The organism is Mucilaginibacter antarcticus, from assembly GCF_042686155.1.
Lineage (GTDB): Bacteria > Bacteroidota > Bacteroidia > Sphingobacteriales > Sphingobacteriaceae > Mucilaginibacter > Mucilaginibacter antarcticus.
This window is the reverse complement of the sequence record NZ_JBHUON010000002.1, coordinates 330,744-353,636: the sequence shown is the minus strand read 5'-3', so window position 1 is coordinate 353,636 and position 22,893 is coordinate 330,744. Positions and strand designations below refer to the sequence as shown.

The following is a 22,893-nucleotide window of genomic DNA, read 5'->3' as shown; positions in this document are numbered from 1 at the left end:
TATGCAGGCTAGTTGGACAGGTTAATGCTTAGGTCTACAGTAAAGATATTGTTTTCATTCACAATATCCAGATTGTGTTTCGCAGGATATAATATGGCCAGCCGGCGTATAACGTTGCTAATACCAATTCCCGAACTATCATCTTTAGACACATCAAGCGGGCTTACTGTATTATAAACCTTAAAGCGCATTAAATTGGTTTCACTATCAATAGTAAGTAATATGTCAATAATCGGATTTTCGACCATGCCGGTGCCATGTTTAAAGGCGTTCTCAACAAATGGGATGAGCAGCATAGGTTCAATCGTATACATATTGGTATCGCCCTGTATATCTATGTTAACTTTTACGTTGCTGCCAAAACGCAGCATCTGCAGGTTAATAAAGCTTTGTATATAATCAACCTCTTTGCTTAAAAGCACTTTATTATCATCACTCTCATATAACATATAGCGCATTAGTTGCGATAAGTTGATAATGGCCGGCTCCAAATCATCAGACTTTTTGCGTGCAAGCGCTACCAGGTTATTAAGCACGTTAAACATAAAGTGCGGGCTTATTTGCGACCGCAAAAAGGTAAGCTCTGATTGCAACTGCACATTCTCGCGCTCTTTTAATAATTGCTGTTTAGCTCGGTTATCAATAATCACGCGGTAACAATAGCTAAACAAAATTGCGATCAAAGGCATCAGCGGAAAGAAATTAAACGGTCCGCCAAATTCACGCCTAAAGTGCTTTCCACTGCGTGGCATTGGGTGAGCATCGCCAAATGGCTTGCTTTTAACAATGTCATGCTTTATATCTATACGCACCATACGGGGTTGGTCAACACGCAAATAATGCCAGCAAAGCCAGTACAGACCCAGCAAACACAATGCTGCAAGCACGTACCACAGCACCTTTTTGTTCACCAGCGGGTAAACCAGGTAGGTGTGAATATAAAACACACACAGCAATAAAAAGTTACCGGTAAGTATGTTGATGATAAATCGACGGCGGGCTTCTTCAGGGAAGTTGCCACTATCGGCACTGGCAATAAAAGGCAGTACCATTACCACAAACCACACTACAAAAGGCATAGCAAACCAAAACCAGCGGCTATCAAGCAGTTTTTTCATACCACAAATAAAAACAGAAAAAACTACGATATAACATATAGTAGACAAGACCCCGCATTGTTGCGACGAACCCCGATTACTTTATGATATTATAACCTTATAATTGTATAACCTTTTATGAACTGCATCATTATAGACGACGAACCACTGGCCCTGGAACTACTGGAGGACAACATCCGCATGGTTGAAAAACTTGAGCTTGTGGCCAGTTGCCGATCAGCCACGCAAGCTATGCAGGCTTTAAAGGAGCATACGGTCGACCTGATATTTTGCGATATCCAAATGCCCGGAATCAGCGGGTTGCAGTTTGTAAAAAGCCTGACGCAAAAGCCCCTCATTATTTTTGTGACAGCCTACGAACAATTTGCGCTAGACGGCTTTGAACTTGATGTGGTTGATTACCTGTTAAAACCCGTAGCTGTAGAGCGTTTTTTAAAAGCATGCAACAAAGCAGTTGCCGTACATGAGCAAGCCAAACGTATTAACGAACCCGAAACCGGCAAACGCCGCAAACACATTTTTTTGTACGCTGATTATAACCTTATTAAAGTAAACCATGAGGATATTATGTATGTAGAGGGCTTGAAAGACTATGTAAAGATTTACCTGGCCAACGCGCCAAAACCGATCATTTCAAGAGTCACCATAAAATCGTTGGAAAGCCAGTTGCCTGCTGACGATTTTTTCAGGGTGCATAAATCATACATCGTCAACCTTGACCATGTACACTCTATCCGCAAAGGGCGCATAAAAATTGCCGAAGTAGAGATACCATTTAGCGATGGCTATAAAGAAGTAATAACGCGAATGACCGGGAAAATGGAGTAGCCGGATTGAAAATTTGACAGATTAACTGAAAATTTTTCACCCTGTTCTGTATTTTTTTCAGCAAATATATGCCTGTAACCGTTTGGCATTTTACTTGAATATCAATGATTAGTTTAATTAATTATTAAGTTCAATCATTTAAATTATTTGAGGAGGACGACCTATGACATTGGTTAAATTTAATCCCGCAAAAACCCACAACGGATCATTAATGCCAGGCTTTAATGATGTTTTTGATTCTATTTTTAACGACACTTTTTTTAACGACTGCATGGTTACCCGCGTTCCGGCTGTTAACATTAGCGAAACGGAGGACCACTATCATGTTGAACTGGCTGCCCCGGGTTTAAAAAAAGAGGATTTTAAGATCAATCTGGAACGTAACGCGCTTAATATCTCTGTGGAGCAGCAACGCGAAAATACTGACCAGAAGAAAAACTACAGCAAACGCGAGTATAGCTACAGCTCGTTTGTCCGTTCATTTACCCTGCCCGACAGCGCCAACGCCGAAGGCATTGAAGCCGCGTATACCGACGGCGTTTTAAAAATCGATATTGCTAAACGCGAAGAAGCGAAAGCCGTACGCAGGCAAATAGAGATAAAATAATTTAGGCAGGTAAAGCAAATGGCCCCTGGTAACCAGGGGCCATTTGTTTTTTAATTATTAAACGGTTATGAAAACACGCTTTTATATTTTGCTGAGTTTAAAAACCTTACAAGGCTTTGAGACCTATGGACAATATTTTTTGGGTGAAGACAGAAAAGTAGCTAATACACTTTTTGATGAGTTGCAAGGAAACCGGACATTGGCAGATGATCATTTATTACATATTGACCTCATGGAAACTGTTGACGAACTACCAACAAAAATCAAAACAATAAGTTGCACCATAAATCAGCTAGCCGAAAACACCAAGCTTATTGCACGGGAAACTTTTAAGCAAAAAAATTTAAAGGCCTACGACGAATGAGACGGCCTAAAACAAAGCCGCTTAGGATGCTCCCTGCCGTGATCTTGCTTCTTTAGTATATTAAATATGAATAAAAAGCTCTTCCGTAGGTCTGCGTACCTTTTTGGCTTTGCTTAAATGATCATCTTCTGCTCGAAAACCTATTGGCGCTATGACAGATGTTGTTAAGCCCAGTTCGCGTAAGCCTAATATCTCGTCAAACTTACCGGGTTCAAATCCTTCCATAGGGCAGGCGTCGATATTTAAATCGGCAGCTGCACTTAACAAAACGCCCAATGCAATGTAGGCCTGCTTATGGTTCCAGGTAATTTTAACGTCTTCGGTTTTACTGTTAACGTTATGGATGATATTAGTTTCAAAAGCCTCCAGCAGCGTCCTATCCATTCCCCGTGTTTCTGCAATCAAATCAATGTAGCGTTTTACATAAGCTTCGTCCAGGTTGGTTTCGGCGGCAAAAACTACTACATGCGATGCAGTGGTTAATTGCTGCTGGCCTTTGGCGGCATCGCGTAGCTTGGCTTTAACTTCAGGATCAGAGACAATGATGATGCGGTAGGGCTGTAAACCTGCTGATGAAGGGGCAAGTTGCACGGCGGCTAAAAGCTCGGCTAATTGTTGCGGACTGATCTTTTTATTTGCGTCGAATTTTTTGGTGGCGTAACGCCAATTTAATTTATCTATGAGTGACATGATATTCAATTCTTAATTCGATGCGAAATTAAAAGGTTAAACATTACATGTTGTCACACATAAGCCATTTAAAGTTTACCCTGGGCTTCCAGCGCTTTCTTTTTGGCTTTAATATCGTTTCTGATAGCCCGCTTCGCCTGGCGGATTTGCTTACCAGATTTACCGGTTTCGTCAATGGCGTTAATGCGTCGTTCCTCTTCATCTTCCAGCATTTGCTCTGTATGCTGTGTAACGGTATCTCGTTTACCAAATATCCGTTGCAGGAAATTAGGTTTTTTAGACGGTTCGGGGTCTTCTATCTGGGGTAAGGCCAGGTCAACATCATCCTGTCGCGGTGAGTTAAGGATTTGGTTAGCCTCTGTCGAATCAACCGACTCAATACGCTGGCGTAAACCTTCGCGTAACCTAATCGTATAAAACCCGTAAGAATTACTGTCCTGCTGGGCAAAGCCCCTACCCATCATCATGCGCCCAAGCGAGTTAAAATACCGCTCAAGCCCGGGCCTTAAGCTGCCATCAGGTAAAAACGCGTATAGCCCAGCTTTAGGTCTTGGAACAATTTTGGCCAGGTAAATACTCTCGCCCAAATTTAACTCAGACGGCGATTTGCCAAAGTAATAATGTGATGCCTCGCTGATGCCATATATACCCGGCCCCCATTCTATTATGTTAAAGTATACCTCTAACATACGGTCTTTGGTTATGATATTATTATTTTCTATCAGCCATACAATTAATATCTCCTCTATTTTACGGCTCAGGGTTTTTTTGCGGGTAAGGAAAGCGTTTTTAACAAGCTGCATAGAAATAGTGCTTCCACCCCGGCTAAACTCCTGCTTTTTAATATTTGTAACAATAGATGCCCGAATAGATTTTTCAACAAAGCCACGGTGCTTGTAAAAGGTAGGGTCCTCGGCAGTCATAACGGCGTTACGCAGGTATGGCGACATTTCCTCTAACGGTGTATACTCCGGATTTTCGGGGCCAATTACGTGTGGGCGCATCGGCTTTCCATATTCATACGGGGTATAAACAAATGTTTTATTGAGCTTACTAAGGTCGGTACGGCCATATCGGACAATTTTAAAATCCGCGTCCTTTTCCATCTTCGAATCAAACCGAAGGTTGTCAGGCATGCTTTTGTCCAGGAAAAAGTTTAAGCTGTAATTAAGCTTACCCTGGGCCTTAATACCTTCTAAAGACTCAAACATACCAGTCGGGAAAGAGTCGAAGATATTTTGCGCATCTTGCCAGCCTGTACTCAGCCTTAACTCATAAGTTTTAACCGGTTTAAGCGTATATTTTAAGTAGGGATGGGCGCTAGCTTTCTTTAAATGGATTACCGACGAGCTGTCCAATGAAATGTAATTAGTCCCTATTAAAAAATCGGCCGCTATAGAGCCATCAGGCACAATTACATTATTAGCCGCAAAGGCCGGATGATTGATCAGCAAGTTGTGTGCGCTGCAAAAAGTGGCTATTTTGGTTTCGCCATTGCTGTGCTTAACATTAGTTAGCTTAACCGTTAGGTTATCAAAGTTTACTTTTGCGCCAAAACGTTTTTCTATAAAGGGGATCTCCACTTTGCCATTATCGGCATAAAGCTTAACATCTATCTCCTTGTCACTTGGATGCATTATGCCCGAGAAATGCCAGGTAGCAACGGTATCATTTATTTTAACGGTTGATGTAAGGTCGCCATCGTCAATTTTGGCGGTTTCGGTCAGTAGTTTCAACCTCGCGCTGTCATTTTTAAATGATACCAGGAAATTACTAACATTAAGGTTATCAGGAATCTTGTAAAGCACCTGTTTGATCAGGTTGTTAGACAACTCACTCAGATCGAGCTTCGTGTTGGTTTTAACCGAGTCTTGCTTTTTCTTAAATAAAAAATCAAAATTTCTTACGCCTTTAATATCCGTAAGGTTCAATAAAGCGTCGTCCATATAAACGTCTGCCAGTTTGATATTGCCAAACAGCAAGGGCAAAAGCTTTATGCTTACTTCAAAACGTTTTACATTTAATAAGGTATCCCTATTCTGAGGTACTATGATAATATCTTTGCAGCTTATGGTAGTTAAACCTGAAAAATGAGCCGATCCTATCTGCAAATTTAAATTATACTGGCGTTTGGCTTTAAGTTTGGCTTTGGCAATTTGGCTTTGTAAAATAGCTTCGCGTTTGCCGTAAGCGATGAAACCGCCGATAAGTAACAGTACAATTAAAGAAACAGCAACTATAACCGCAATGCGGATGTGTTTAGGATTGAGGCGGCGCATCAAAAGGATTTTTGTTCAAAACTAACGTAAATGTAAAAATACAAACGTAAGGTTTGTTAAAATGTTTCCTTACCCGCAGTTACTAACCGCTATTTTATAGGTGAAATAAGAATTTTGAGGGTAGCAGATAGCTATCAATTACAGCGTAAAACGCCGTTTTTAATATACTGCGAGGTTTTACCGCATGGCGGTGGGGGCAATGCAGGTGAGTCGTTAATTAACTTGCTTAACAAGGCCTTTTGTGCCGATAATACAAAGTCGCCGAAGGTAGTTTTCGGTATCTCAAAACTGAATAATTTAGATATAACCGAGGTCGATTCGGCTTGAGCGATGCCTTTAACCTTAGCATCCGGCTGTTGTGGCTCAATGGTTTTTTTTACTATTACCGGCGGCAATAATTTATCCCCCGGAGGGGTAACAGCAGCAGCAGCGCTTTTTACACCGGCAAGCGCATCATTACAGAAATTAAGATTAAGCGCCAGGGCAATTACCGTTACCAGGCATAGCTGGGTTAAAAATAGCGCTGTAAATCTTTTGACCATACAGCAAAAATATACTTAAGCATTTGAAAATCCAATAGGAGAAATGTTAAATTTTGTATAAAAGTTTATGTTATAGCAGGTTATGGAAAAAGATTCGCCTTGCCACGCTATTCAAACTTAAACGCTTTCTTAGGCATAAGCATAGCCCGCCCCAAAACAAATATCCGGTACGTAATAATAATAACTGCCGGTACGCCCAACCAATGCGCCTGCCATGATTTAGCAATGTTGCCGTGCAGTAACCACGAGATAGCGTGGCCTATGCCGCAGCCTGGGCACCAGGCTATGCCCATCAACTTAAGCGGGCAAAGCGGGTATTGAGACTCAAGCGAAGGGTTAGCAGCCGCCAGCGCAATGATGGCGGCTACCCAAAATATCAGTTCTAAATTTGATTTTAAAAACTTAATCAACCTTGTTTGATTTTGTTGCCAAAATCAAAGATACGGCTAATGCCGACAATATACCAATTAACAAAGCGCCAAACATACGGCCCGAGAATGCCATAAAATTGCTGTCTGTAGTTTGTATATAGTTGATGTAAACGATAGCCACAAATATAGCCAGTACACCACCAACAATTAATATTTTAAAGCTTTGTACCAAGGCTTCAAGGAAACCCATATTGCCTTTTAGTTCGCTGTCGCGGTAGCTTTTAACGCCGAAGAATAAACCTATAATGGGTATAAATATCGAGATATACTCGTGCGGTGCGGTTTTGTCATCATGGGCATCATAACCCATAGCATGTGTAATAAATAACCAGGCGGCGCTTAACACTCCGATTACAACGCCCCATATTAATGCATTTCTCATTTTTTTAAAAGTATTAGGTAAAAAGTTGTGAGTTATGATCTACATAAGTAATAATTACGCATGTAGCTTAAACTACCATTAAAAGGAAATTAGTTATGATATTGTTTTGCACGATTAAAAAATCTGCTGATAAAAAATTACGCCCAATCAAAACAATCAGCCGTAAACAGTGGTCTAATTACATATCTTTGCACCGTTTTGAACATCCGTGATATATTAGACAGATATAAAGCTGATGACCGGGTAAAGGCGCTTGCTACAGCATTAAACGCCACCAAAAACCCAAGGATACAGCTACGTGGGCTGGTTGGATCAAGCGATGCAACCATGGCGGTAGCATTGTATTTTTTGCAGCACAAGCACATGGTGTTTGTATTACCGGAACGCGAAGAAGCCGGCTATTTCCAGGCTGATCTGGAAAACCTTACGGGTAAAGAGGTACTGCTTTTCCCGTCATCATACCGCAAACCTTTTGAATTTACCCAGCCCGACAGCAGCAATGTTTTGGCCCGTGCCGAGGTATTGAATGAGCTTAACCATTCGTCAGAGTTTGGCCAACTGATTGTTACTTACCCTGAGGCCTTGGCCGAAAAGGTGATTGACCGTGCATCGCTGGAAAAAAACACCCTTGAAATTTCTGTAGGCAATAAACTGAGCATTGATTTTATCAACGAATTTTTAGTTGATTATGATTTTGACCGCGTTGATTTTGTGTACGAGCCGGGCCAGTTCTCTATTCGCGGCGGCATTGTCGATATTTTCTCTTTTTCGCATGAGCTGCCTTACCGGGTGGAGTTTTTTGGCGATGTGATCGAATCTATCCGCACTTTTGAGATAGAGAGTCAGCTATCGGTCGAGCAGGTTAAAAGCATCACCATTGTACCCAACGTACAATCTAAATTTTTAACAGAGAGTAATATCTCGCTGTTAGAGTATATAGACAGCGATACACAAATTTGGATCAAGGACGTACAATTTACGTTCGACATTATACAGAGCGGCTATAAAAAGGCTACCCAGTTATGGAACGCCTTGTCTGCAGACGAAAAGAACCAAAACCCCGATTGGATAGACCCTAAGTTTGGTTTTACCGACGAAAAACTGATTGCCGATCAGCTGCACGATTTTTCCATTATTGAGTTTGGCAAGCAGTTTTTTTATACTGCCGATAGCGCTATTAATTTTGACATGCGCCCGCAACCCTCGTTCAATAAGGATTTTGCGCTGCTGATACATAACTTTAAAAATAACGAGTCCGAGAAGATAGACAACCTGATCCTCACCGATTCGGCAAGGCAGGTAGAACGTTTATATGCTATTTTAGAAGATCTGGATAAAACGGTGAAGTTTATGCCCATCAGCGTTTCTATCCGCGAGGGTTTTGTTGATCGTGAGCAAAAACTGGCCGCTTATACCGATCACCAGATATTTGACCGTTATTATAAATACAAGCTCAAAAAAGGTTACCAACGATCGCAGGCCATTACGCTTAAAGAACTGCGCGACCTTAAGCCGGGAGATTTTGTAACCCATATTGACCACGGCATTGGCAAATATGCCGGCCTGGAGAAAGTAGAAGTTGGCGGCAAACAGCAAGAAATGATTCGCCTGATATATGCGGATAACGATTTGCTTTATGTAAACATTAACTCGCTTAACCGCATCTCAAAATACAGCGGCAAAGAAGGCACCCAACCCCGCATGAACAAGCTGGGCACTGATACCTGGGAAAAGCTCAAGAAAACAACTAAAAAAAAAGTTAAAGACATAGCCCGCGATCTGATCAAGCTTTATGCTGTCAGAAAATCGCAGGTAGGTAACTCTTTTTCGCCGGATAGCTACCTGCAAACTGAGTTGGAAGCTTCCTTTATTTACGAAGATACGCCCGACCAGGAGAAAGCTACCAACGACTTTAAGAAAGACATGGAGTCGCCCCACCCTATGGACCGCCTGATATGCGGTGATGTAGGCTTTGGTAAAACGGAGGTTGCCATTCGCGCGGCGTTTAAAGCCGTTTCTGATAGCAAACAGGTTGCCATACTGGTGCCCACCACTATTTTGGCGGCCCAGCATTATAAAACCTTTTCAGATCGTCTAAAAGGTTTCCCCTGCAACATTGATTACGTTAACCGCTTTAAATCAAGCAAGCAGATCAAGGATACCTTAGAAAATCTTAAAAATGGTAAAGTAGACATCATTATAGGCACGCACCGTTTGGTGAGCAAGGACGTGAAGTTTAAGGACCTTGGCCTGATGATTATTGACGAGGAGCAAAAATTTGGCGTTAGCACTAAAGAAAAGCTTAAACAAATGCGCGCCAATGTAGATACGCTGACGCTAACGGCTACGCCCATACCGCGTACATTGCACTTCTCGCTCATGGGCGCGCGGGATCTATCTATTATTTCAACGCCACCGCCAAACCGCCAGCCGGTAGTTACCGAGCTGCATGTGTTTAATGATACGCTGATAAAAGAAGCGGTGACATATGAGTTGGAGCGTAGTGGTCAGGTTTTCTTTATCCATAACCGGGTTGCTGATTTGCCGCAACTGGGTGCCATGATCCATAAACTGGTGCCGGGTGCACGTATAGGCATAGCCCACGGCCAGTTAGAGGGCGATGCTTTGGAAGATGTGATGCTGAAATTTGTTAGCCACGAATATGATGTACTGGTAGCAACCACCATTATTGAGGCCGGCTTGGATATCCCTAACGCAAACACCATCATTATTAACCATGCCCACATGTTTGGCCTGAGCGATCTGCACCAGATGCGTGGCCGTGTAGGGCGGAGTAATAAAAAGGCTTACTGTTATTTGCTAAGTCCGCCATTATCTACCCTGACCAACGAGGCCCGTAAACGCCTAAGCGCCATAGAAGAGTTTAGCGATCTGGGTAGCGGCTTTAACGTTGCCATGCGCGATCTGGACATCCGCGGTAGCGGGAACCTGTTAGGTGCCGAGCAAAGTGGCTTTATTGCCGAAATAGGTTTCGAAATGTATCACAAGATACTTGATGAAGCTATCCACGAGTTAAAAGACGAGGAATTTAAAGGCTTGTTCCCCGACGATAAACCGCGCCCATATATCGCATTTACGCAAATAGATACCGATCTGGAAATCCTGATCCCTAATGAGTATGTAACCAGCTTATCTGAACGGTATAACTTATATTCTGAACTATCGAAACTGGAAAACGAAGTTGAGCTTGAGGCATTTCAGCAAAAGCTGCATGACCGCTTTGGCCCGGTACCACCACAGGTAAGCGACCTGCTAAATACCATGCGCCTGCAATGGAAGGGTAGAGCCATTGGTTTTGAAAAAGTATCCCTTAAAAAGGGTGTATTGCGCGGTTATTTTATTACCAACCAGCAATCTGCTTACTTTGAGTCGGCCGCTTTTCGTAATGTGCTTAACTTTGTGCAGGCCAACCCGCGCCGTACTAATTTAAAAGAGATTAAAAATACCTTACGCTTAAGCGTGGAGCATGTTGGCGGAATTGACGAGGCGGTAGAGTTGTTGGATGGGATGCTGGAAGTGGCATAATAGTACACACTCAAACCAATAACCTACATTGTTGTTAAAGCATTAACCAAACAACACTATTATGAAAGTTATCACAATTCCCGGCGACCCACATTCAGTAAATTCTTTAATGGTGACTAAAACAGATCTTGAAGATTTTCATGATCACGATTACGTTCGCATCGAATCGGCCGATGGCAACCATAGCGTCGAAAAAAAGATCTTTCGTGTGGTAGATGCCGGCGAGAACAATTGGGAACTGCAATTTGAGTAAGCCCTAAGCTAGTCTTCGGCTACATCTTCCGTATCGCCAGCCTCAATATATTTTTGGTCCAGCTGCTTATTGGCTTTTGCGCCTAGGCCTTTAATCTTTTCGGCGGTTTTGGTAAGGTTGCCATTGCCTTCGGTTAGCTTGTTGATGGCGTTATCGTAGGCGCTTTGGCTTTGCTTTATGTTTTTGCCAATGCTTTCCATATCGTTTACAAAACCCACAAACTTATCATACATGGTACCGCTCAGGCGGGCAATTTCTAATACGTTGCGGTTTTGACGCTCCTGTTTCCAAATACTGGCAATGGTGCGCAGCGTAGCCAATAGTGTCGACGGGCTTACAATTACCACACGCTTATCCCAGGCATCGCTAAACAACTCGGCATCTATCTGTACTGCAAAACTAAACGACGACTCAATAGGAATAAACAGTAACACAAAATCGGGCGAGTTGATCTGGTACAGATCATGATAGTTTTTGGACGATAAACCATGCACATGGCTGCGAATAGACTCGACATGCGCCTTAGAAAACAGCTTACGCTCGTCTTCGCTTTCGCAATTCACCAATCGTTCGTAAGCAATCAGCGACACTTTAGAATCCACCACCAGGTGTTTTTCGTCCGGCAGGTCAATAATCACATCGGGCTGATAGCGGCTGCCGTCTACGCCGGTAAGGCTGGCTTGAATGCGGTACTCCCGGTCTTTCACCAGGCCAGAACGCTCTAATACACGTTCTAAGATCACCTCGCCCCAGTTGCCTTGTTTCTTATTGTCACCTTTAAGGGCTTTGGTTAGGCTGCTGGCTTCTTCGCTAATCAGTTTGTTAAGGGCCATTAGCTGGGTAAGCTCGCCGCGTAACAGGTTACGCTCGTCCGACTCTACTTTATATACCCTGTCCACCTTCTCCTCAAACGTTTTCAGGTTTTCTTTAAGCGGCCCAAGTATGGTATCCAGGTTATTGCGGTTAACGTCAATAAACTCTTTTGATTTTTCTTTCAGCAATTTCTCGGCAACGTTTTCAAATTCTTTTTGAAAGTGACTGCGCACCTGCTCAATATCAGCCTTTTGCTCGGTCAGTTTCTCCTGTTGCGATTTATAGTAGGAGCGGGCGCTCTCTAACGACTGATTAGCCTGATCCAGATTAACCCGCACGCCGGCCAATTCATCTGCCAGGCGGTCTTTTTCTTCTTTCAGTAAAATGGCGATGCTTTCTTTCTCCTGCACCACGCCTGTTACCCGCTGCTCAGATACCGCTAACGAGATCTTCAGCTGGTCGCGCTCATTGGTTAAACGCGCCATATCATCCGCAGAAATACCGTTATTACCGGCCGGTTTTTTAATAAACAAAAATACCGCGATTAAAAGGATTATGGTAGCAACTATCAGGTAAGCTTCAGTCATTTTGATAAAAATATTAGCAAAACGAAGGTATGAAAAATTAATAAGCCAAGAATATCCGGGGCTACTAAAAACGCATCATTTGCTTAATATTAATCCTTCCATATATCGGGCAGGCCATCGCCACCGCGTACCGGGTCGGTATCCGGTATCGGTGTTTTGATCAGGTTATCTGCCGCTTGCTCGCGTTCTTCGGGCTTGCCATACATCATATCATAATCCTGACCCAATGGATAAGCGCCAACGCAGCTGATATCATGTTCACTGCCCATGTTTTTATGAGCTACGCCTGCGGGAATAATCAATACGTCGCCTTTTTCAAGTGTCACTTCAACGCCGCCCTCGCCGCCCAGCATTACGGTTGTCGAGCCCTTGTAAACGCCCATCGCCTCGTGCACATTGCTGTGGTAATGGTGGCAGTCAAATATCCCGGCATCCCAGCTGTTGCTCCAGTTGTTGCGCTCAAACAGGTCTGACACATATTTGGCAGGGAACAATCCCGGTAATTCGAGTATGTTTTTATAAAGCAGAACCGGGAATTTACTGTTAGGGAAAGTCTCGCTGGCGTTAACGTGTATCTTTTGCAGGTTGATAGTCATTCGGTATTGTGGTTATCGTTATGTCGTTTGTAAACCGACTTATTTTTAACGCTAAGAAGGCTTGTCGGTTTTAATATTTTGAAATAATTAAAAAACAAAATGCAATATTGTTGCATTTATTAAATTATGTGTTTAACTTTAATCTAAGCAACCTGAATTATTAACCGCCGCAAGGCACAAAACTTAAATCATGGCAGAGTTAGAAAACAAATCGGCCGCCACTAACGGAAATAGTGGCCGCGTAAGGAGCAGCAGGAAATCGACCCGGGTAGATTTGACAGCCATGGTTGATCTCGCGTTTTTACTCATCACCTTTTTTATATTGACCACCACCCTGCAAAACCTACAGCTATGGACCTGGTAATGCCCGATAAAGAGGATGATATCCATGGCAAAGTGCCCGAGAGCAGGACGATGACCGTTTTAATTGGGGCTAATAACAAACTGATTTGGTACATGGGCCTGCCTGATAAGCCCTTAACAACTCCTACCCGGGTAAGCTTTGGTAAAAACGGCATACGGCGTACACTTATAACACAATCAAACCTTGTAAAGCAACAGCAGGGTAAAGAGATGATTGTACTGGTAAAACCCAGCGACCAGTCTAATTATGAAAACATGGTAATGATGATGGACGAACTAAACATTACCAACAACGCCATACGCGCCATAGTGGACATTACCCCTGGTGATGTGGCGATGCTGAGGCGGGATAGAATTTATAAATGATAACACATACCCACTATGTCATCTTATGTTTGTATTAGGATGACACAGTAGTTAGCTTATGCGTTGTTAAATTTCTATCCCAGGTCCCGGTTGTATTTTTAAACTTTTTAAACCAGCTTTTAAGGCATCAGCTTTAGCAGTTTGGCCGCCTTTGTTATAGTAATTAATCAGCCACGGATAAGCCTTAAACAAGTAGGGATTAGCCTTTACCGCCGACTCGTAGCTTTGCGCTGCCATTGCATCATTGCTATTGGCCTCTTGTACTTTGCCACTGGTGTAGTGATAATCAGCCATTGTCACATTATCTGTCGGGATAGGAAGCGCCCGTATTTGCTGCAAAGCTCTTTCTCCATCGCCACTGGCAGCCTGCAGGCGGATGTTGCGGTAAATGTCGGTTGCTCTGCCACGGCCAGTTATGCCACCATTTGATGCCGGCTGATTAATGTATTTAGCCACGGAATCTTTATTACCAAGGGCGCTATAAAACTCGGCAATTTGCAAATCGAAACCGGCATTGCCGTTGCCTACCGACTTTAATATACGCTGCGCTTGTTGCAGCGTGGCAATGGCTTTATCATACGCTTTGTTAGCCGCCAATGCATCGGCATACATGGCACGCAAGCTGTAGTTTTGTGGCTTTTGCTCAACCAACTTTTGCAATACAGCAACCGATTCAGAAAAACCTAATTCTGACTTCAACGAGGCCACATAGGCTACCGCATCGTCCCGCTGATCGCGCAGGTAAGTAGATACCGTGGCGCCATTTTTCACATATTCTTCTGCCGTTACCAGGGCATCGCCAATTAATGCATTACGTCGATAAACCTCGCGTAGCTGGCTATTGATGGATGCGCGTTCCTGGTAATCGTCTTCAACATCATAGGCTCTTCTCAGATAAGCTATTTGCTGCCTTAAAGATTCTTGTTTTGTATCCGGATATGAAATAGCGAGGGCCTGTAATAAATCTGCCCGGGCTACGTAAACGGGTGCATATCCGGCATTTATAGCTTCTGCTTTTTCAAGCCAAACTACCGCCGCTTTAAAATCCTTTTGTGTCCATTTAAGTCTGGCATAAGCCAAATATGTTGGCAGGTATTTACTGTCGTACATTAACGATGTATCAAGATAAGCCGCGGTGCGCTCAAAGCTACCTGCGCTACCCCTGCGCCCGCCACCACTTAGATTTAGATATACCTGCGCCCAGTTATCAGCCATGGCGCTTTTGTCGCCGGCTAAATAAGCTTTTTGCTTTTTAACCAGTTTGCCAATAAACGCATACGCTGCCGGGTCCTTTGTTCTTAAATCGTTACTGGTATTCATCGATTTAAAATCGAGCGGGTGCACTTTTACCGGCTCAAAGTAAGCCGGATATACTTGCGCAAAATACTCCGACTCATTATTCTGCGAGTAATAATCCATTGTACGGTGCTCTGCCATGGCGTTATAGTAAAGCTTACGTATCTGGCGGCTCTCTTCGTCCGTTAGCACCGCTGCATGGTATAGGTGCACATACTCGTGCAGTACTACATTACGCTCTTCATAAGCCCCACGCTCCACATATTCCATGTCTGCGCAGCCGCTGCCTACGCCGCGAATATCCATCCACTGGCGATTATCAAACGTAGTCATATATCTAAAGCTTGGCGACTTCATGGTGATAGCCAAATCAATATGCAGGGGCGATACCTTAAATGCCCTGTTCTGCTTAGACAAGAACGGAAAATAAGCCACGGCCGAATACATCTGGTTCCAAACCATGGCCTTAGCCAAATTGCCCGGATAGTAAGACACATCCGGAAAAACCTGTTCAAAGTTTTTCATGTCGGTTATCCTTACGTTGTTAAGCACGTTGGTTATCGAGTCGTAAGTAGACAAGTAAGGTATGCGCTGTGATTTTATTACGGCGGACAAACCATTATGAGCCGGGCCGTAATGTTTTTTCCGCGTAAGTACCTGCTTAAAGATCTGCTCTGCCGAGTCAAGACGCAGTTTTCTGTTCATTTCAAAGGCGCTGTAATACAATGATCCCCGGTGCATTAGTGGCAGTACGGAGGTTGGGTATTGCTGCTGTATGGTGCGGGTGTAGGCTATGGCGTCGTCAATTTTACCGGCGCTAAAAAGAGCATCGGCTTTTTCAAGCGCGTTGCGTACCTCATCGTCATTCTTTTCAGCATAGTCAGCATAGGTTAAGTTGGTATGCCCATTGCCCCAATGCCAGTGTGTAGAAAAATGCAGGGGGTTTACTGCCAGCGCTATCTCCCATTGTGCAGCCATGGCATTCAGTTGCGTGGCATCAACCCGGCGCCAAATGGCGTAACCATAGCTAAAGCGTGCATCGGCGTTGTAAAGATTTATAGCAAGCGATTTTTTCAAGGGTGCTTCCGCTTGCTCGGGGTGCTGATTCCAGAAATAAACATCGGCCTCTAACTGGTAAGCTTCGGCGTTAACCGGATTTTGTTTCTCTATTTTTTTGGCGATGGCAAGGCTTTCGGCATATCGCTTTTGCAGTAACATTGCCCGCCCCATCAGTATTGAGGTAGCCTCGGATGTTGGGTTAGTCTTCAAGATGCTTTTGCAGGTGATGATGGCCTGCGGCAGTAACCAGGCTTGTATTTGCAGGGTGGCTTTAAGCTGAAGTGCTTTTATACTTTTAGGTTCGGCTTTTAAAACGGTGTTAACCAGCGCTTCGGCAGCGGCGTAGTTGTTGTGTAAAATCAGATAATCAGCTTTTAATAATTTGTAGGGCGAAGTTTGCGGTGCTGCATTAATAAGTTGCTGAGCCTTGCCCCATACACCCAAAGCAAGCATTTTATCTATCTGTTTGATCTTTGCGTCGCCCGTGCCTACAGGAGTTTTAGATAGATCTGTTTGAATTTGCTTTAAACGGTTTAACGCTGTGGCGGCATCGTCCGGGGCGATGTTTTGCGCTTGGGTGGCAAAGCCATACACAATGGCAAATGTGAGTAGGGTAGCAATTTTTTTCATCGCGTTTAAAAAGGTTAAGATACATCTTTTTATCTGGTAGAATTACAGTACTCCCCACTGGCATTAACTTCGGTTTCAAGAAACACCCTCAACATAAAACTAAATTTATTAGTTTTGGACCATGATGACGGATTGTGCGGCTACCTCTTTTAAACTTTTAGATCAGGACCTTTTATTGACTTGCCAGCGTGCCATTTATTGGGAGCAGGAAAAAGCTTTGATTGCTGCCGATGTGCATTTGGGTAAAGTGGGTCACTTCCGCAAAGCGGGCATAGCCGTACCGCGCGATATGGAGCAGGATGATCTGGCTGTACTGTCAGACCTGATCCATGAGTATTGCCCCGAAAAAGTCATTTTCCTGGGCGACCTTTTTCATAGCGATATGAATGCGGATTGGGAGTGGCTCAGGCTTTGGCGGCAACAGTTCCCTAAGCTGGAGATCATCCTGATACGCGGCAACCATGACATTGTGCACGACGATCACTATCATCAACTCAACATTGCCCTGCATGCTTCTTTGCAGATCGGGCCTTTTGTAATGCTGCACCACCCACAATCAGAAACTGTGCTCGATACCTTATCCGGCTATGTTTTTTGCGGACATATTCACCCCGGGGTAAGCCTACGCGGAAAAGGGAGGCAAAGCATTACGCTACCTTGTTTTGCATTTGGCAAGCGCCAGGCCATCTTGCCTTCTTTTGGCAAATTTACCGGCAAGGTAGCTATCCGCAGTATGAAAACCGACCATATTTTTGCCGTGCTTAAAGACAAAGTTATGGCAATAGCTTAATGCTTGCTTAGGTAACGTTCCGCCATCGGTGTAATTTCATCAAATTGCAGGTCGCGCTCAACAATCCGGCCCTCGGCATCTAACAAATAATAGGTAGGGGTAGTGGTAATGGCCCAATTGGTTTTATTGGGCGAGTCGTTACCTTTCAAGTCGGACACCTGCGCCCAGGTAACCTTGTCATCACGCATGGAGCCCAGCCACCAATCGCGCTTTTTGTCAAAAGAAACACTTACGATACCCAGGTCTTTATTTTTCATAAATGGCGGTGGATTTTGTGTCATGGTTTGATGATTGACACGGCTATTAACGCTTGATGCACGCCAAAACTCAATTAATACCAGTTTTGTGCCTATCTTTTTAATATCAAACGGCTTGCCATCCGGTGTTTTGCCCTCTATGATGGGTGCCGGAGCACCCGGGCTTAAATGCACCAGTGTGTTAAGGCGCTGCCCTATGTCTGCTCCCTCGGCGCTATTTTTTTGTGCGGATGAAAACTTTTGATACACCACATTATACGCTGCCGGATCAGCTTCAAAGCTCATACTGTACATTAAGTGTGCGGAAATTTCATTATCCGGGTTTTTGGTTATATAGGCTAATAGCGCCAACCTAGGTATATTGCTAAGTTTGGTACGTTCTGCCTCGGCTTTGTTTGACAGGGCCGTTACGCTGTCCGCCCAATCGCCGTTTACGTTATCAACCGCTTGCTTGTAAGCACCGTCATACTGTTCAACATTTTTAGCAGTTTGCCAGCTCAAATCGCCCAATATTTTATAATAGGCAGATAACTGGTGCTGTATTTTAGAATCCGTTTTGACAGCAGGATAAACACTAAGTTTAGTTTTATCAAAAGTTACGGTGTAATCGCCCGGCTCCAGGTATACCTCAAAATCAAGATCCGGCTTGCCGGATTGAGACAAAGTTATGGTACCATAGTCATGCTGCTCGAGCTGAATTTGTTTGATCTCAAACTTGCCATCTTTGATATTGACACCTTCCAGCGTTTGGCCCTGGCTTTTTAAGGTGAAGGTGGCGTTTGCTACCCCATTGGCCGTGCCATTAATGTTAAGGGTGTTTACGTTGCAGCCGGCTGCAATTACTGCTGTAAAAAACAGGAAGATATATTTCATGGTTAAGGTATTGGTAGCACCAAATTACCACAAAACATTTAAAACTAAAAATTTAGTGCTGCTTATTCGGCTTTAAAAAAATCTTCTACTTCGGCAGGAAGATCATTAAACTCTGACACGCGTTTAATAATGCGGCCCTCGCCATCAATCAGGTAATACGCCGGGATACTTTTTATGCCCCAATTAACACCGTTAAGCGACTCATCGCCTTTAAGGTCTGATATCTGGGTCCATTTCATCTTATCCTTATCAATGGCTGCTGTCCATTTAGCACGAACGGTATCTAACGATACACTGATCACTCCAAAGCCTTTGGTGCTTAACTGCATCAACTGCCCAATAATGCGTTTATGATTATCGCGGCTGGTGCCGTTTGTTGATCGCCAAAAATCAATAAGCAATAGCTTTTTGTGCATCGCTTTAATGTCTAGTTTCTCGCCGGTTGGTGTACTACCCTCAATTTTTGGCATAGGGCTGCCGGGTGCAAGGCCGCTTAATTGCTTTAACTTTTGCTCGAGCGTTTTGCCATCTTCTGTGGCTTTCGCCCCTGCGCTAAACTTTTGATACAGTTTTTGATAGCTGGCCGGGTCGTTTTGATAATCCATACCTATCATAATGTGAGACGCTACCACATTGTCCGGATATTTATTCATAAAAGCGTTAAAAACCGATAAAGGATCAACGCGGCTTGCTTTAATTTCCTCCTCTTGCAGGCGGGCTATCTCCTCAATATTGTCGCCATCTTTAATCTCGTCTCCACCCGTTTTCATTTGGTTATTTATGGCAATAACCTTACGACGGGACTCGTGGCGCATGGTGTCATTTATGGCGTAGTATTGCGATAACTGCTTCTGCACCTCAGATGTTGACGTAACTGCCGGGTAATCATTAATAAAAGCCGGGTCTATATTTATAGTGTAGTTGCCGGGCTCCAGGTATAATTCAACCTCGCGGGTGATACCTTTGGTTGCCGGGGTAGAAAATATCATTCTATAATAGCCGCTATACTGCAGATAACCCTTAATAGCAAACTTATTATCTTTAATATCAGCCTTAAAGATCATATTTTTAACAATGTCTTTAATAACTATACTGCCGTAGGTTGCGTTTTTAGCCGTGCCGCTAATTTCTATATCACCTGTTTGTGAACGGTTGCAGGCGCAAAAAAGCACTATCAGAAAAATAAAGCTCAGGTACTTCATCGGTTAATATGGGTATTTAATCAGGCTAATGTAAGTACATTTAGCATCAACAACAAAAAATCGGTCTATATTTTTGTGCTGAAACCGCCCCTGCTTTAGATTGTTTCTAAATAGTCAATTGCGCTGTATTTAACAGTAACCATTTATATCTTTTGCTATTTAATAGATACTTTTGCGTGATTTTACATTTACTATAAACCAATGAGCGAAATTAAACAAACCTTTAACTCATCGCTGGGCAAAAAGCTTATCATGGCTTTAACAGGCTTGTTTTTGTGTACTTTTATTATTGTACACTTAGGCGGCAACCTGTTTTTATTTAAAGACGACCAGGGATATGGGTTTAATGTGTATGCCAATTTTCTGACACATTTTCCGCCTATTGAGGTGGTTGCCTACCTGCTTTACGGCGCAATTTTAGTGCATGGTATTTATGCTTTAATATTAACGCTTAACAACAAAAAAGCAAGGCCGGTGGCTTATGCATCGCAAGATAAAGCGCCGGCATCATGGTCATCAAAAAACATGGGGCTGTTAGGTTCTATCCTCTTCTTGTTTATTGTGATACACATGAGCGATTTTTGGTATAAATATAAATATACCGATACCGTTGGCTTTAAAGAATACCGCACCAATGTTTTAAGCAACGTTACCACAGTAAGCGATTTTGTACCAACCGATCCAAACTTTGAGCACTCTGCAACAACAGTGAACGAAGATGAGATTGTACGCGTAAAAGATCTGCACACAAAAGTATCAACCAGCTTTCATAACATTTGGTATGTGTTGATCTATGTGATAGCGATGGGTAGTTTATCTTTCCACTTGCTGCATGGTTTTCAAAGCGCTTTCCAAACCCTGGGCTGGACACACCGAAAATATACGCCGGTGGTAAAGTTTATCGGCACTTGGTTCTTCGCGGTAATTATCCCGATAGGTTTTGCCCTGATGCCGATAGTATATTATTTTTTTAAATAGACAGTTAGATTAAGTTGGGCAAGTTGATTGAGTTAAGTTTAACCGCTCACGCCATCAACCCAATCAACCAAAAACATACGATATGAGTTTAGATGCTAAAATTCCGCAGGGCCCATTAGCCGAAAAATGGAGCAAGCATAAATTTAACTTAAAGCTGGTTAACCCTGCCAACAAGCGTAAATACGATGTAATAGTTGTAGGTACCGGTTTAGCGGGCGCATCAGCTGCAGCATCGCTGGCCGAGTTGGGTTATAATGTTAAAGCATTTTGTTTCCAGGACAGCCCCCGCCGTGCGCACTCTATTGCCGCGCAGGGTGGTATCAACGCTGCCAAAAATTATCAAAACGACGGTGACAGCGTTTACCGTTTGTTTTACGATACCATCAAGGGCGGGGATTACCGTGCCCGCGAGGCCAACGTACACCGTTTGGCAGAGGTATCTGTAAACATTATAGACCAGTGCGTTGCTCAAGGCGTACCATTTGCCCGCGAGTACGGCGGCTTGCTGGATAACCGTTCATTCGGTGGTTCGCAGGTGTCACGTACGTTTTACGCCAGGGGACAAACGGGACAACAATTGTTGTTAGGCGCGTACTCTGCGTTAAACCGCCAAATCCACAAAGGCAAAGTTAAAATGTATACCCGCAGCGAAATGCTTGACGTGGTTACTGTTGACGGCCATGCAAAAGGTATCATAACCCGTAACCTGGTTACCGGCGAAATTGATACCCATAGCGGCCATGCCGTATTGTTATGTACCGGTGGTTACGGCAACGTGTTCTACCTGTCAACAAACGCCATTGGATCAAACGTAACTGCGGCCTGGCGTGCGCATAAACGCGGTGCGTTTTTTGCCAACCCATGCTATACCCAAATTCACCCTACCTGTATACCGGTAAGCGGCGATCACCAGAGTAAGCTAACGCTGATGTCTGAATCGTTACGTAACGACGGACGCGTTTGGGCACCAAAAACACAAGAAACTGCAGAGAAGCTGCGCACCAAACAAGTAACTGCCGCGCAGGTGGCCGAAGAGGACCGCGATTACTTCCTGGAACGTAAATACCCATCTTTTGGTAACCTTGTTCCGCGCGACGTAGCATCGCGTAACGCTAAAGAAATGGTCGATGATGGCCGTGGTGTAGGCGGATCTGGCATTGCCGTGTTCCTTGACTTTGCCGACGCGATTAAACGTCTTGGCCAACCAGCCGTAGCGGCTAAGTATGGTAACTTGTTTGATATGTATTACCAGATCACTAACGAGGACCCGTACACTCAACCCATGCGTATTTACCCTGCCGTACATTATACCATGGGCGGCCTTTGGGTTGATTATAATTTAAGCACTAACGTACCGGGCCTTTACGCCTTAGGCGAGTGTAACTTTAGCGATCACGGTGCAAACCGTTTAGGTGCCTCGGCACTGATGCAGGGATTGTCTGACGGTTACTTTGTTATTCCGTTTACACTGGGCGATTACCTGGCTACTATTGGCCCTAAACCGGTTGATACAAGCCACCCTGCATTTGCACAAACTAAACAGGATGTGATTGATCACGTTAATAAATTATTGGCGCTTAAAGGCACCAAAACGGTTAACGAGTACCACCGCGACCTTGGCCACATTATGTGGGAGTATTGCGGCATGGCGCGTACCGAAGAAGGCTTGACAAAAGCCAAAGGATTGATACAAGCCTTAAAAGCCGATTTCTGGAAAAATGCTTTAGTAGTAGGCGCTAATGACGAGGTTAATGCTTCGTTAGAAAGAGCGGGCCGCGTGGCAGATTTTATTGAACTGGGTGAGCTGATGGTTGACGACGCGCAGATGCGTAAAGAATCATGCGGCGGTCACTTCCGTTTAGAATCGCAAACCGAAGAAGGTGAAGCGATGCGTAACGACGAGGTATTCTCGTTTGTTGGCGCATGGGAGTACAAAGGCGAAAACCAACAAGAAGAATTACACAAAGAAGCGTTGAATTTTGAATTTGTTCATCCTTCGCAAAGAAGCTACAAATAAGGAGATTTGAGTATTGAGAGACCGGA

21 protein-coding genes are annotated in these 22,893 nt (G+C 43.8%); 10 read left to right on the top strand and 11 right to left on the bottom strand.

The annotated features are described in order from the left end of the window. Window positions 1-8 precede the first annotated feature (8 nt). A complete protein-coding gene (locus tag ACFSYC_RS03510; protein WP_377123572.1) occupies window positions 9-1,118 on the bottom strand; it encodes a sensor histidine kinase in 1,110 nt (369 codons plus the stop codon). Window positions 1,119-1,235: 117 nt separating this feature from the next. Here ACFSYC_RS03510 and ACFSYC_RS03505 point away from each other — a divergent pair, with 117 nt between their 5' ends. The 3 genes from ACFSYC_RS03505 to ACFSYC_RS03495 all read left to right on the top strand — a co-directional run bounded on the left by ACFSYC_RS03505 (window position 1,236) and on the right by ACFSYC_RS03495 (window position 2,917). Next, window positions 1,236-1,946 (top strand): LytR/AlgR family response regulator transcription factor, encoded by a 711-nt coding sequence (locus ACFSYC_RS03505; protein WP_377123570.1) that lies wholly within the window; start codon window positions 1,236-1,238, stop codon window positions 1,944-1,946. Between the two features lie 163 nt (window positions 1,947-2,109). Next, on the top strand, window positions 2,110-2,553 hold the full coding sequence (locus tag ACFSYC_RS03500) for an Hsp20/alpha crystallin family protein (protein ID WP_377123568.1): 444 nt from the start codon (window positions 2,110-2,112) through the stop codon (window positions 2,551-2,553). A 67-nt stretch (window positions 2,554-2,620) separates the two neighbouring features. Then, a complete protein-coding gene (locus ACFSYC_RS03495) occupies window positions 2,621-2,917 on the top strand; it encodes a hypothetical protein (RefSeq protein ID WP_377123566.1) in 297 nt (98 codons plus the stop codon). A 60-nt stretch (window positions 2,918-2,977) separates the two neighbouring features. Here the strand turns inward: ACFSYC_RS03495 and ACFSYC_RS03490 are convergent, their stop codons facing one another. The 5 genes from ACFSYC_RS03490 to ACFSYC_RS03470 form a co-directional block, all read right to left on the bottom strand. Continuing rightward, on the bottom strand, window positions 2,978-3,607 hold the full coding sequence (locus ACFSYC_RS03490) for an NAD(P)H-dependent oxidoreductase (protein ID WP_377123564.1): 630 nt from the start codon (window positions 3,605-3,607) through the stop codon (window positions 2,978-2,980). A 68-nt stretch (window positions 3,608-3,675) separates the two neighbouring features. Further along, window positions 3,676-5,886, bottom strand: a complete 2,211-nt coding sequence (locus ACFSYC_RS03485; protein ID WP_377123562.1) for a transglycosylase domain-containing protein — start codon at window positions 5,884-5,886, stop codon at window positions 3,676-3,678. Between the two features lie 134 nt (window positions 5,887-6,020). Continuing rightward, on the bottom strand, window positions 6,021-6,428 hold the full coding sequence (locus ACFSYC_RS03480) for a hypothetical protein (protein WP_377123560.1): 408 nt from the start codon (window positions 6,426-6,428) through the stop codon (window positions 6,021-6,023). Window positions 6,429-6,535: 107 nt separating this feature from the next. Continuing rightward, window positions 6,536-6,838 (bottom strand): DUF2752 domain-containing protein, encoded by a 303-nt coding sequence (locus ACFSYC_RS03475; protein WP_377123558.1) that lies wholly within the window; start codon window positions 6,836-6,838, stop codon window positions 6,536-6,538. Further along, window positions 6,831-7,241: a DUF4199 domain-containing protein gene (locus ACFSYC_RS03470; protein ID WP_377123556.1), complete on the bottom strand. Its 411-nt coding sequence runs from the start codon at window positions 7,239-7,241 to the stop codon at window positions 6,831-6,833. Before ACFSYC_RS03470 ends, ACFSYC_RS03475 begins: the two co-directional genes overlap by 8 nt. Window positions 7,242-7,439: 198 nt before the next feature. Here ACFSYC_RS03470 and mfd point away from each other — a divergent pair, with 198 nt between their 5' ends. Next, on the top strand, window positions 7,440-10,787 hold the full coding sequence (mfd, locus tag ACFSYC_RS03465; RefSeq protein WP_377123554.1) for a transcription-repair coupling factor: 3,348 nt from the start codon (window positions 7,440-7,442) through the stop codon (window positions 10,785-10,787). A 61-nt stretch (window positions 10,788-10,848) separates the two neighbouring features. Next, window positions 10,849-11,040, top strand: coding sequence for a hypothetical protein (locus ACFSYC_RS03460; RefSeq protein ID WP_377123552.1), 192 nt, complete (start codon window positions 10,849-10,851; stop codon window positions 11,038-11,040). An 8-nt stretch (window positions 11,041-11,048) separates the two neighbouring features. Here ACFSYC_RS03460 and ACFSYC_RS03455 read toward each other — a convergent pair whose 3' ends face one another. Both ACFSYC_RS03455 and ACFSYC_RS03450 read right to left on the bottom strand, forming a co-directional pair. Continuing rightward, window positions 11,049-12,440 carry a DNA recombination protein RmuC gene (locus tag ACFSYC_RS03455; protein WP_377123550.1) on the bottom strand — a complete coding sequence of 464 codons (1,392 nt, stop codon included), beginning with the start codon at window positions 12,438-12,440 and terminating at the stop codon, window positions 11,049-11,051. Window positions 12,441-12,529: 89 nt separating this feature from the next. Continuing rightward, window positions 12,530-13,036, bottom strand: a complete 507-nt coding sequence (locus ACFSYC_RS03450; protein WP_377123548.1) for a cupin domain-containing protein — start codon at window positions 13,034-13,036, stop codon at window positions 12,530-12,532. 190 nt (window positions 13,037-13,226) lie between these two features. Between ACFSYC_RS03450 and ACFSYC_RS03445 the strand changes: the two genes are divergently transcribed. Both ACFSYC_RS03445 and ACFSYC_RS03440 read left to right on the top strand, forming a co-directional pair. Then, complete coding sequence (locus tag ACFSYC_RS03445) at window positions 13,227-13,400, top strand: ExbD/TolR family protein (RefSeq protein WP_377123546.1); 174 nt, start codon at window positions 13,227-13,229, stop codon at window positions 13,398-13,400. Continuing rightward, complete coding sequence (locus tag ACFSYC_RS03440) at window positions 13,388-13,765, top strand: biopolymer transporter ExbD (protein ID WP_377123544.1); 378 nt, start codon at window positions 13,388-13,390, stop codon at window positions 13,763-13,765. Before ACFSYC_RS03445 ends, ACFSYC_RS03440 begins: the two co-directional genes overlap by 13 nt. Window positions 13,766-13,831: 66 nt before the next feature. Here ACFSYC_RS03440 and ACFSYC_RS03435 read toward each other — a convergent pair whose 3' ends face one another. After that, the gene (locus ACFSYC_RS03435) at window positions 13,832-16,750 is read right to left on the bottom strand and encodes a tetratricopeptide repeat protein (protein WP_377123542.1); all 2,919 of its coding nucleotides are present in this window, start codon (window positions 16,748-16,750) and stop codon (window positions 13,832-13,834) included. Window positions 16,751-16,871: 121 nt separating this feature from the next. On the opposite strand from ACFSYC_RS03435, the gene pdeM reads away from it, so the two are divergent. After that, window positions 16,872-17,540, top strand: coding sequence for a ligase-associated DNA damage response endonuclease PdeM (gene pdeM, locus ACFSYC_RS03430; RefSeq protein WP_377123540.1), 669 nt, complete (start codon window positions 16,872-16,874; stop codon window positions 17,538-17,540). On the opposite strand, the gene ACFSYC_RS03425 is transcribed toward pdeM, so the two are convergent. Further along, the gene (locus tag ACFSYC_RS03425) at window positions 17,537-18,670 is read right to left on the bottom strand and encodes a TlpA family protein disulfide reductase (RefSeq protein WP_377123538.1); all 1,134 of its coding nucleotides are present in this window, start codon (window positions 18,668-18,670) and stop codon (window positions 17,537-17,539) included. The genes pdeM and ACFSYC_RS03425 overlap by 4 nt on opposite strands. 62 nt (window positions 18,671-18,732) lie before the next feature. Beyond that, the gene (locus ACFSYC_RS03420; protein WP_377123536.1) at window positions 18,733-19,872 is read right to left on the bottom strand and encodes a redoxin family protein; all 1,140 of its coding nucleotides are present in this window, start codon (window positions 19,870-19,872) and stop codon (window positions 18,733-18,735) included. Window positions 19,873-20,073: 201 nt separating this feature from the next. Between ACFSYC_RS03420 and ACFSYC_RS03415 the strand changes: the two genes are divergently transcribed. Further along, window positions 20,074-20,850 (top strand): succinate dehydrogenase cytochrome b subunit, encoded by a 777-nt coding sequence (locus ACFSYC_RS03415; protein ID WP_377123534.1) that lies wholly within the window; start codon window positions 20,074-20,076, stop codon window positions 20,848-20,850. Between the two features lie 82 nt (window positions 20,851-20,932). Next, window positions 20,933-22,867, top strand: a complete 1,935-nt coding sequence (locus tag ACFSYC_RS03410) for a fumarate reductase/succinate dehydrogenase flavoprotein subunit (RefSeq protein WP_377123532.1) — start codon at window positions 20,933-20,935, stop codon at window positions 22,865-22,867. Window positions 22,868-22,893: the final 26 nt, after the last annotated feature.

Coding starts and splice junctions, on each gene's coding strand:
- ACFSYC_RS03510 (WP_377123572.1), bottom strand. CDS start 1,118: ATGAAAAAACTGCTTGATAGCCGCTGGTTTTGGTTTGCTATGCCTTTT.
- ACFSYC_RS03505 (WP_377123570.1), top strand. CDS start 1,236: ATGAACTGCATCATTATAGACGACGAACCACTGGCCCTGGAACTACTG.
- ACFSYC_RS03500 (WP_377123568.1), top strand. CDS start 2,110: ATGACATTGGTTAAATTTAATCCCGCAAAAACCCACAACGGATCATTA.
- ACFSYC_RS03495 (WP_377123566.1), top strand. CDS start 2,621: ATGAAAACACGCTTTTATATTTTGCTGAGTTTAAAAACCTTACAAGGC.
- ACFSYC_RS03490 (WP_377123564.1), bottom strand. CDS start 3,607: ATGTCACTCATAGATAAATTAAATTGGCGTTACGCCACCAAAAAATTC.
- ACFSYC_RS03485 (WP_377123562.1), bottom strand. CDS start 5,886: ATGCGCCGCCTCAATCCTAAACACATCCGCATTGCGGTTATAGTTGCT.
- ACFSYC_RS03480 (WP_377123560.1), bottom strand. CDS start 6,428: ATGGTCAAAAGATTTACAGCGCTATTTTTAACCCAGCTATGCCTGGTA.
- ACFSYC_RS03470 (WP_377123556.1), bottom strand. CDS start 7,241: ATGAGAAATGCATTAATATGGGGCGTTGTAATCGGAGTGTTAAGCGCC.
- ACFSYC_RS03460 (WP_377123552.1), top strand. CDS start 10,849: ATGAAAGTTATCACAATTCCCGGCGACCCACATTCAGTAAATTCTTTA.
- ACFSYC_RS03455 (WP_377123550.1), bottom strand. CDS start 12,440: ATGACTGAAGCTTACCTGATAGTTGCTACCATAATCCTTTTAATCGCG.
- ACFSYC_RS03450 (WP_377123548.1), bottom strand. CDS start 13,036: ATGACTATCAACCTGCAAAAGATACACGTTAACGCCAGCGAGACTTTC.
- ACFSYC_RS03445 (WP_377123546.1), top strand. CDS start 13,227: ATGGCAGAGTTAGAAAACAAATCGGCCGCCACTAACGGAAATAGTGGC.
- ACFSYC_RS03440 (WP_377123544.1), top strand. CDS start 13,388: ATGGACCTGGTAATGCCCGATAAAGAGGATGATATCCATGGCAAAGTG.
- ACFSYC_RS03435 (WP_377123542.1), bottom strand. CDS start 16,750: ATGAAAAAAATTGCTACCCTACTCACATTTGCCATTGTGTATGGCTTT.
- pdeM (WP_377123540.1), top strand. CDS start 16,872: ATGATGACGGATTGTGCGGCTACCTCTTTTAAACTTTTAGATCAGGAC.
- ACFSYC_RS03425 (WP_377123538.1), bottom strand. CDS start 18,670: ATGAAATATATCTTCCTGTTTTTTACAGCAGTAATTGCAGCCGGCTGC.
- ACFSYC_RS03420 (WP_377123536.1), bottom strand. CDS start 19,872: ATGAAGTACCTGAGCTTTATTTTTCTGATAGTGCTTTTTTGCGCCTGC.
- ACFSYC_RS03415 (WP_377123534.1), top strand. CDS start 20,074: ATGAGCGAAATTAAACAAACCTTTAACTCATCGCTGGGCAAAAAGCTT.
- ACFSYC_RS03410 (WP_377123532.1), top strand. CDS start 20,933: ATGAGTTTAGATGCTAAAATTCCGCAGGGCCCATTAGCCGAAAAATGG.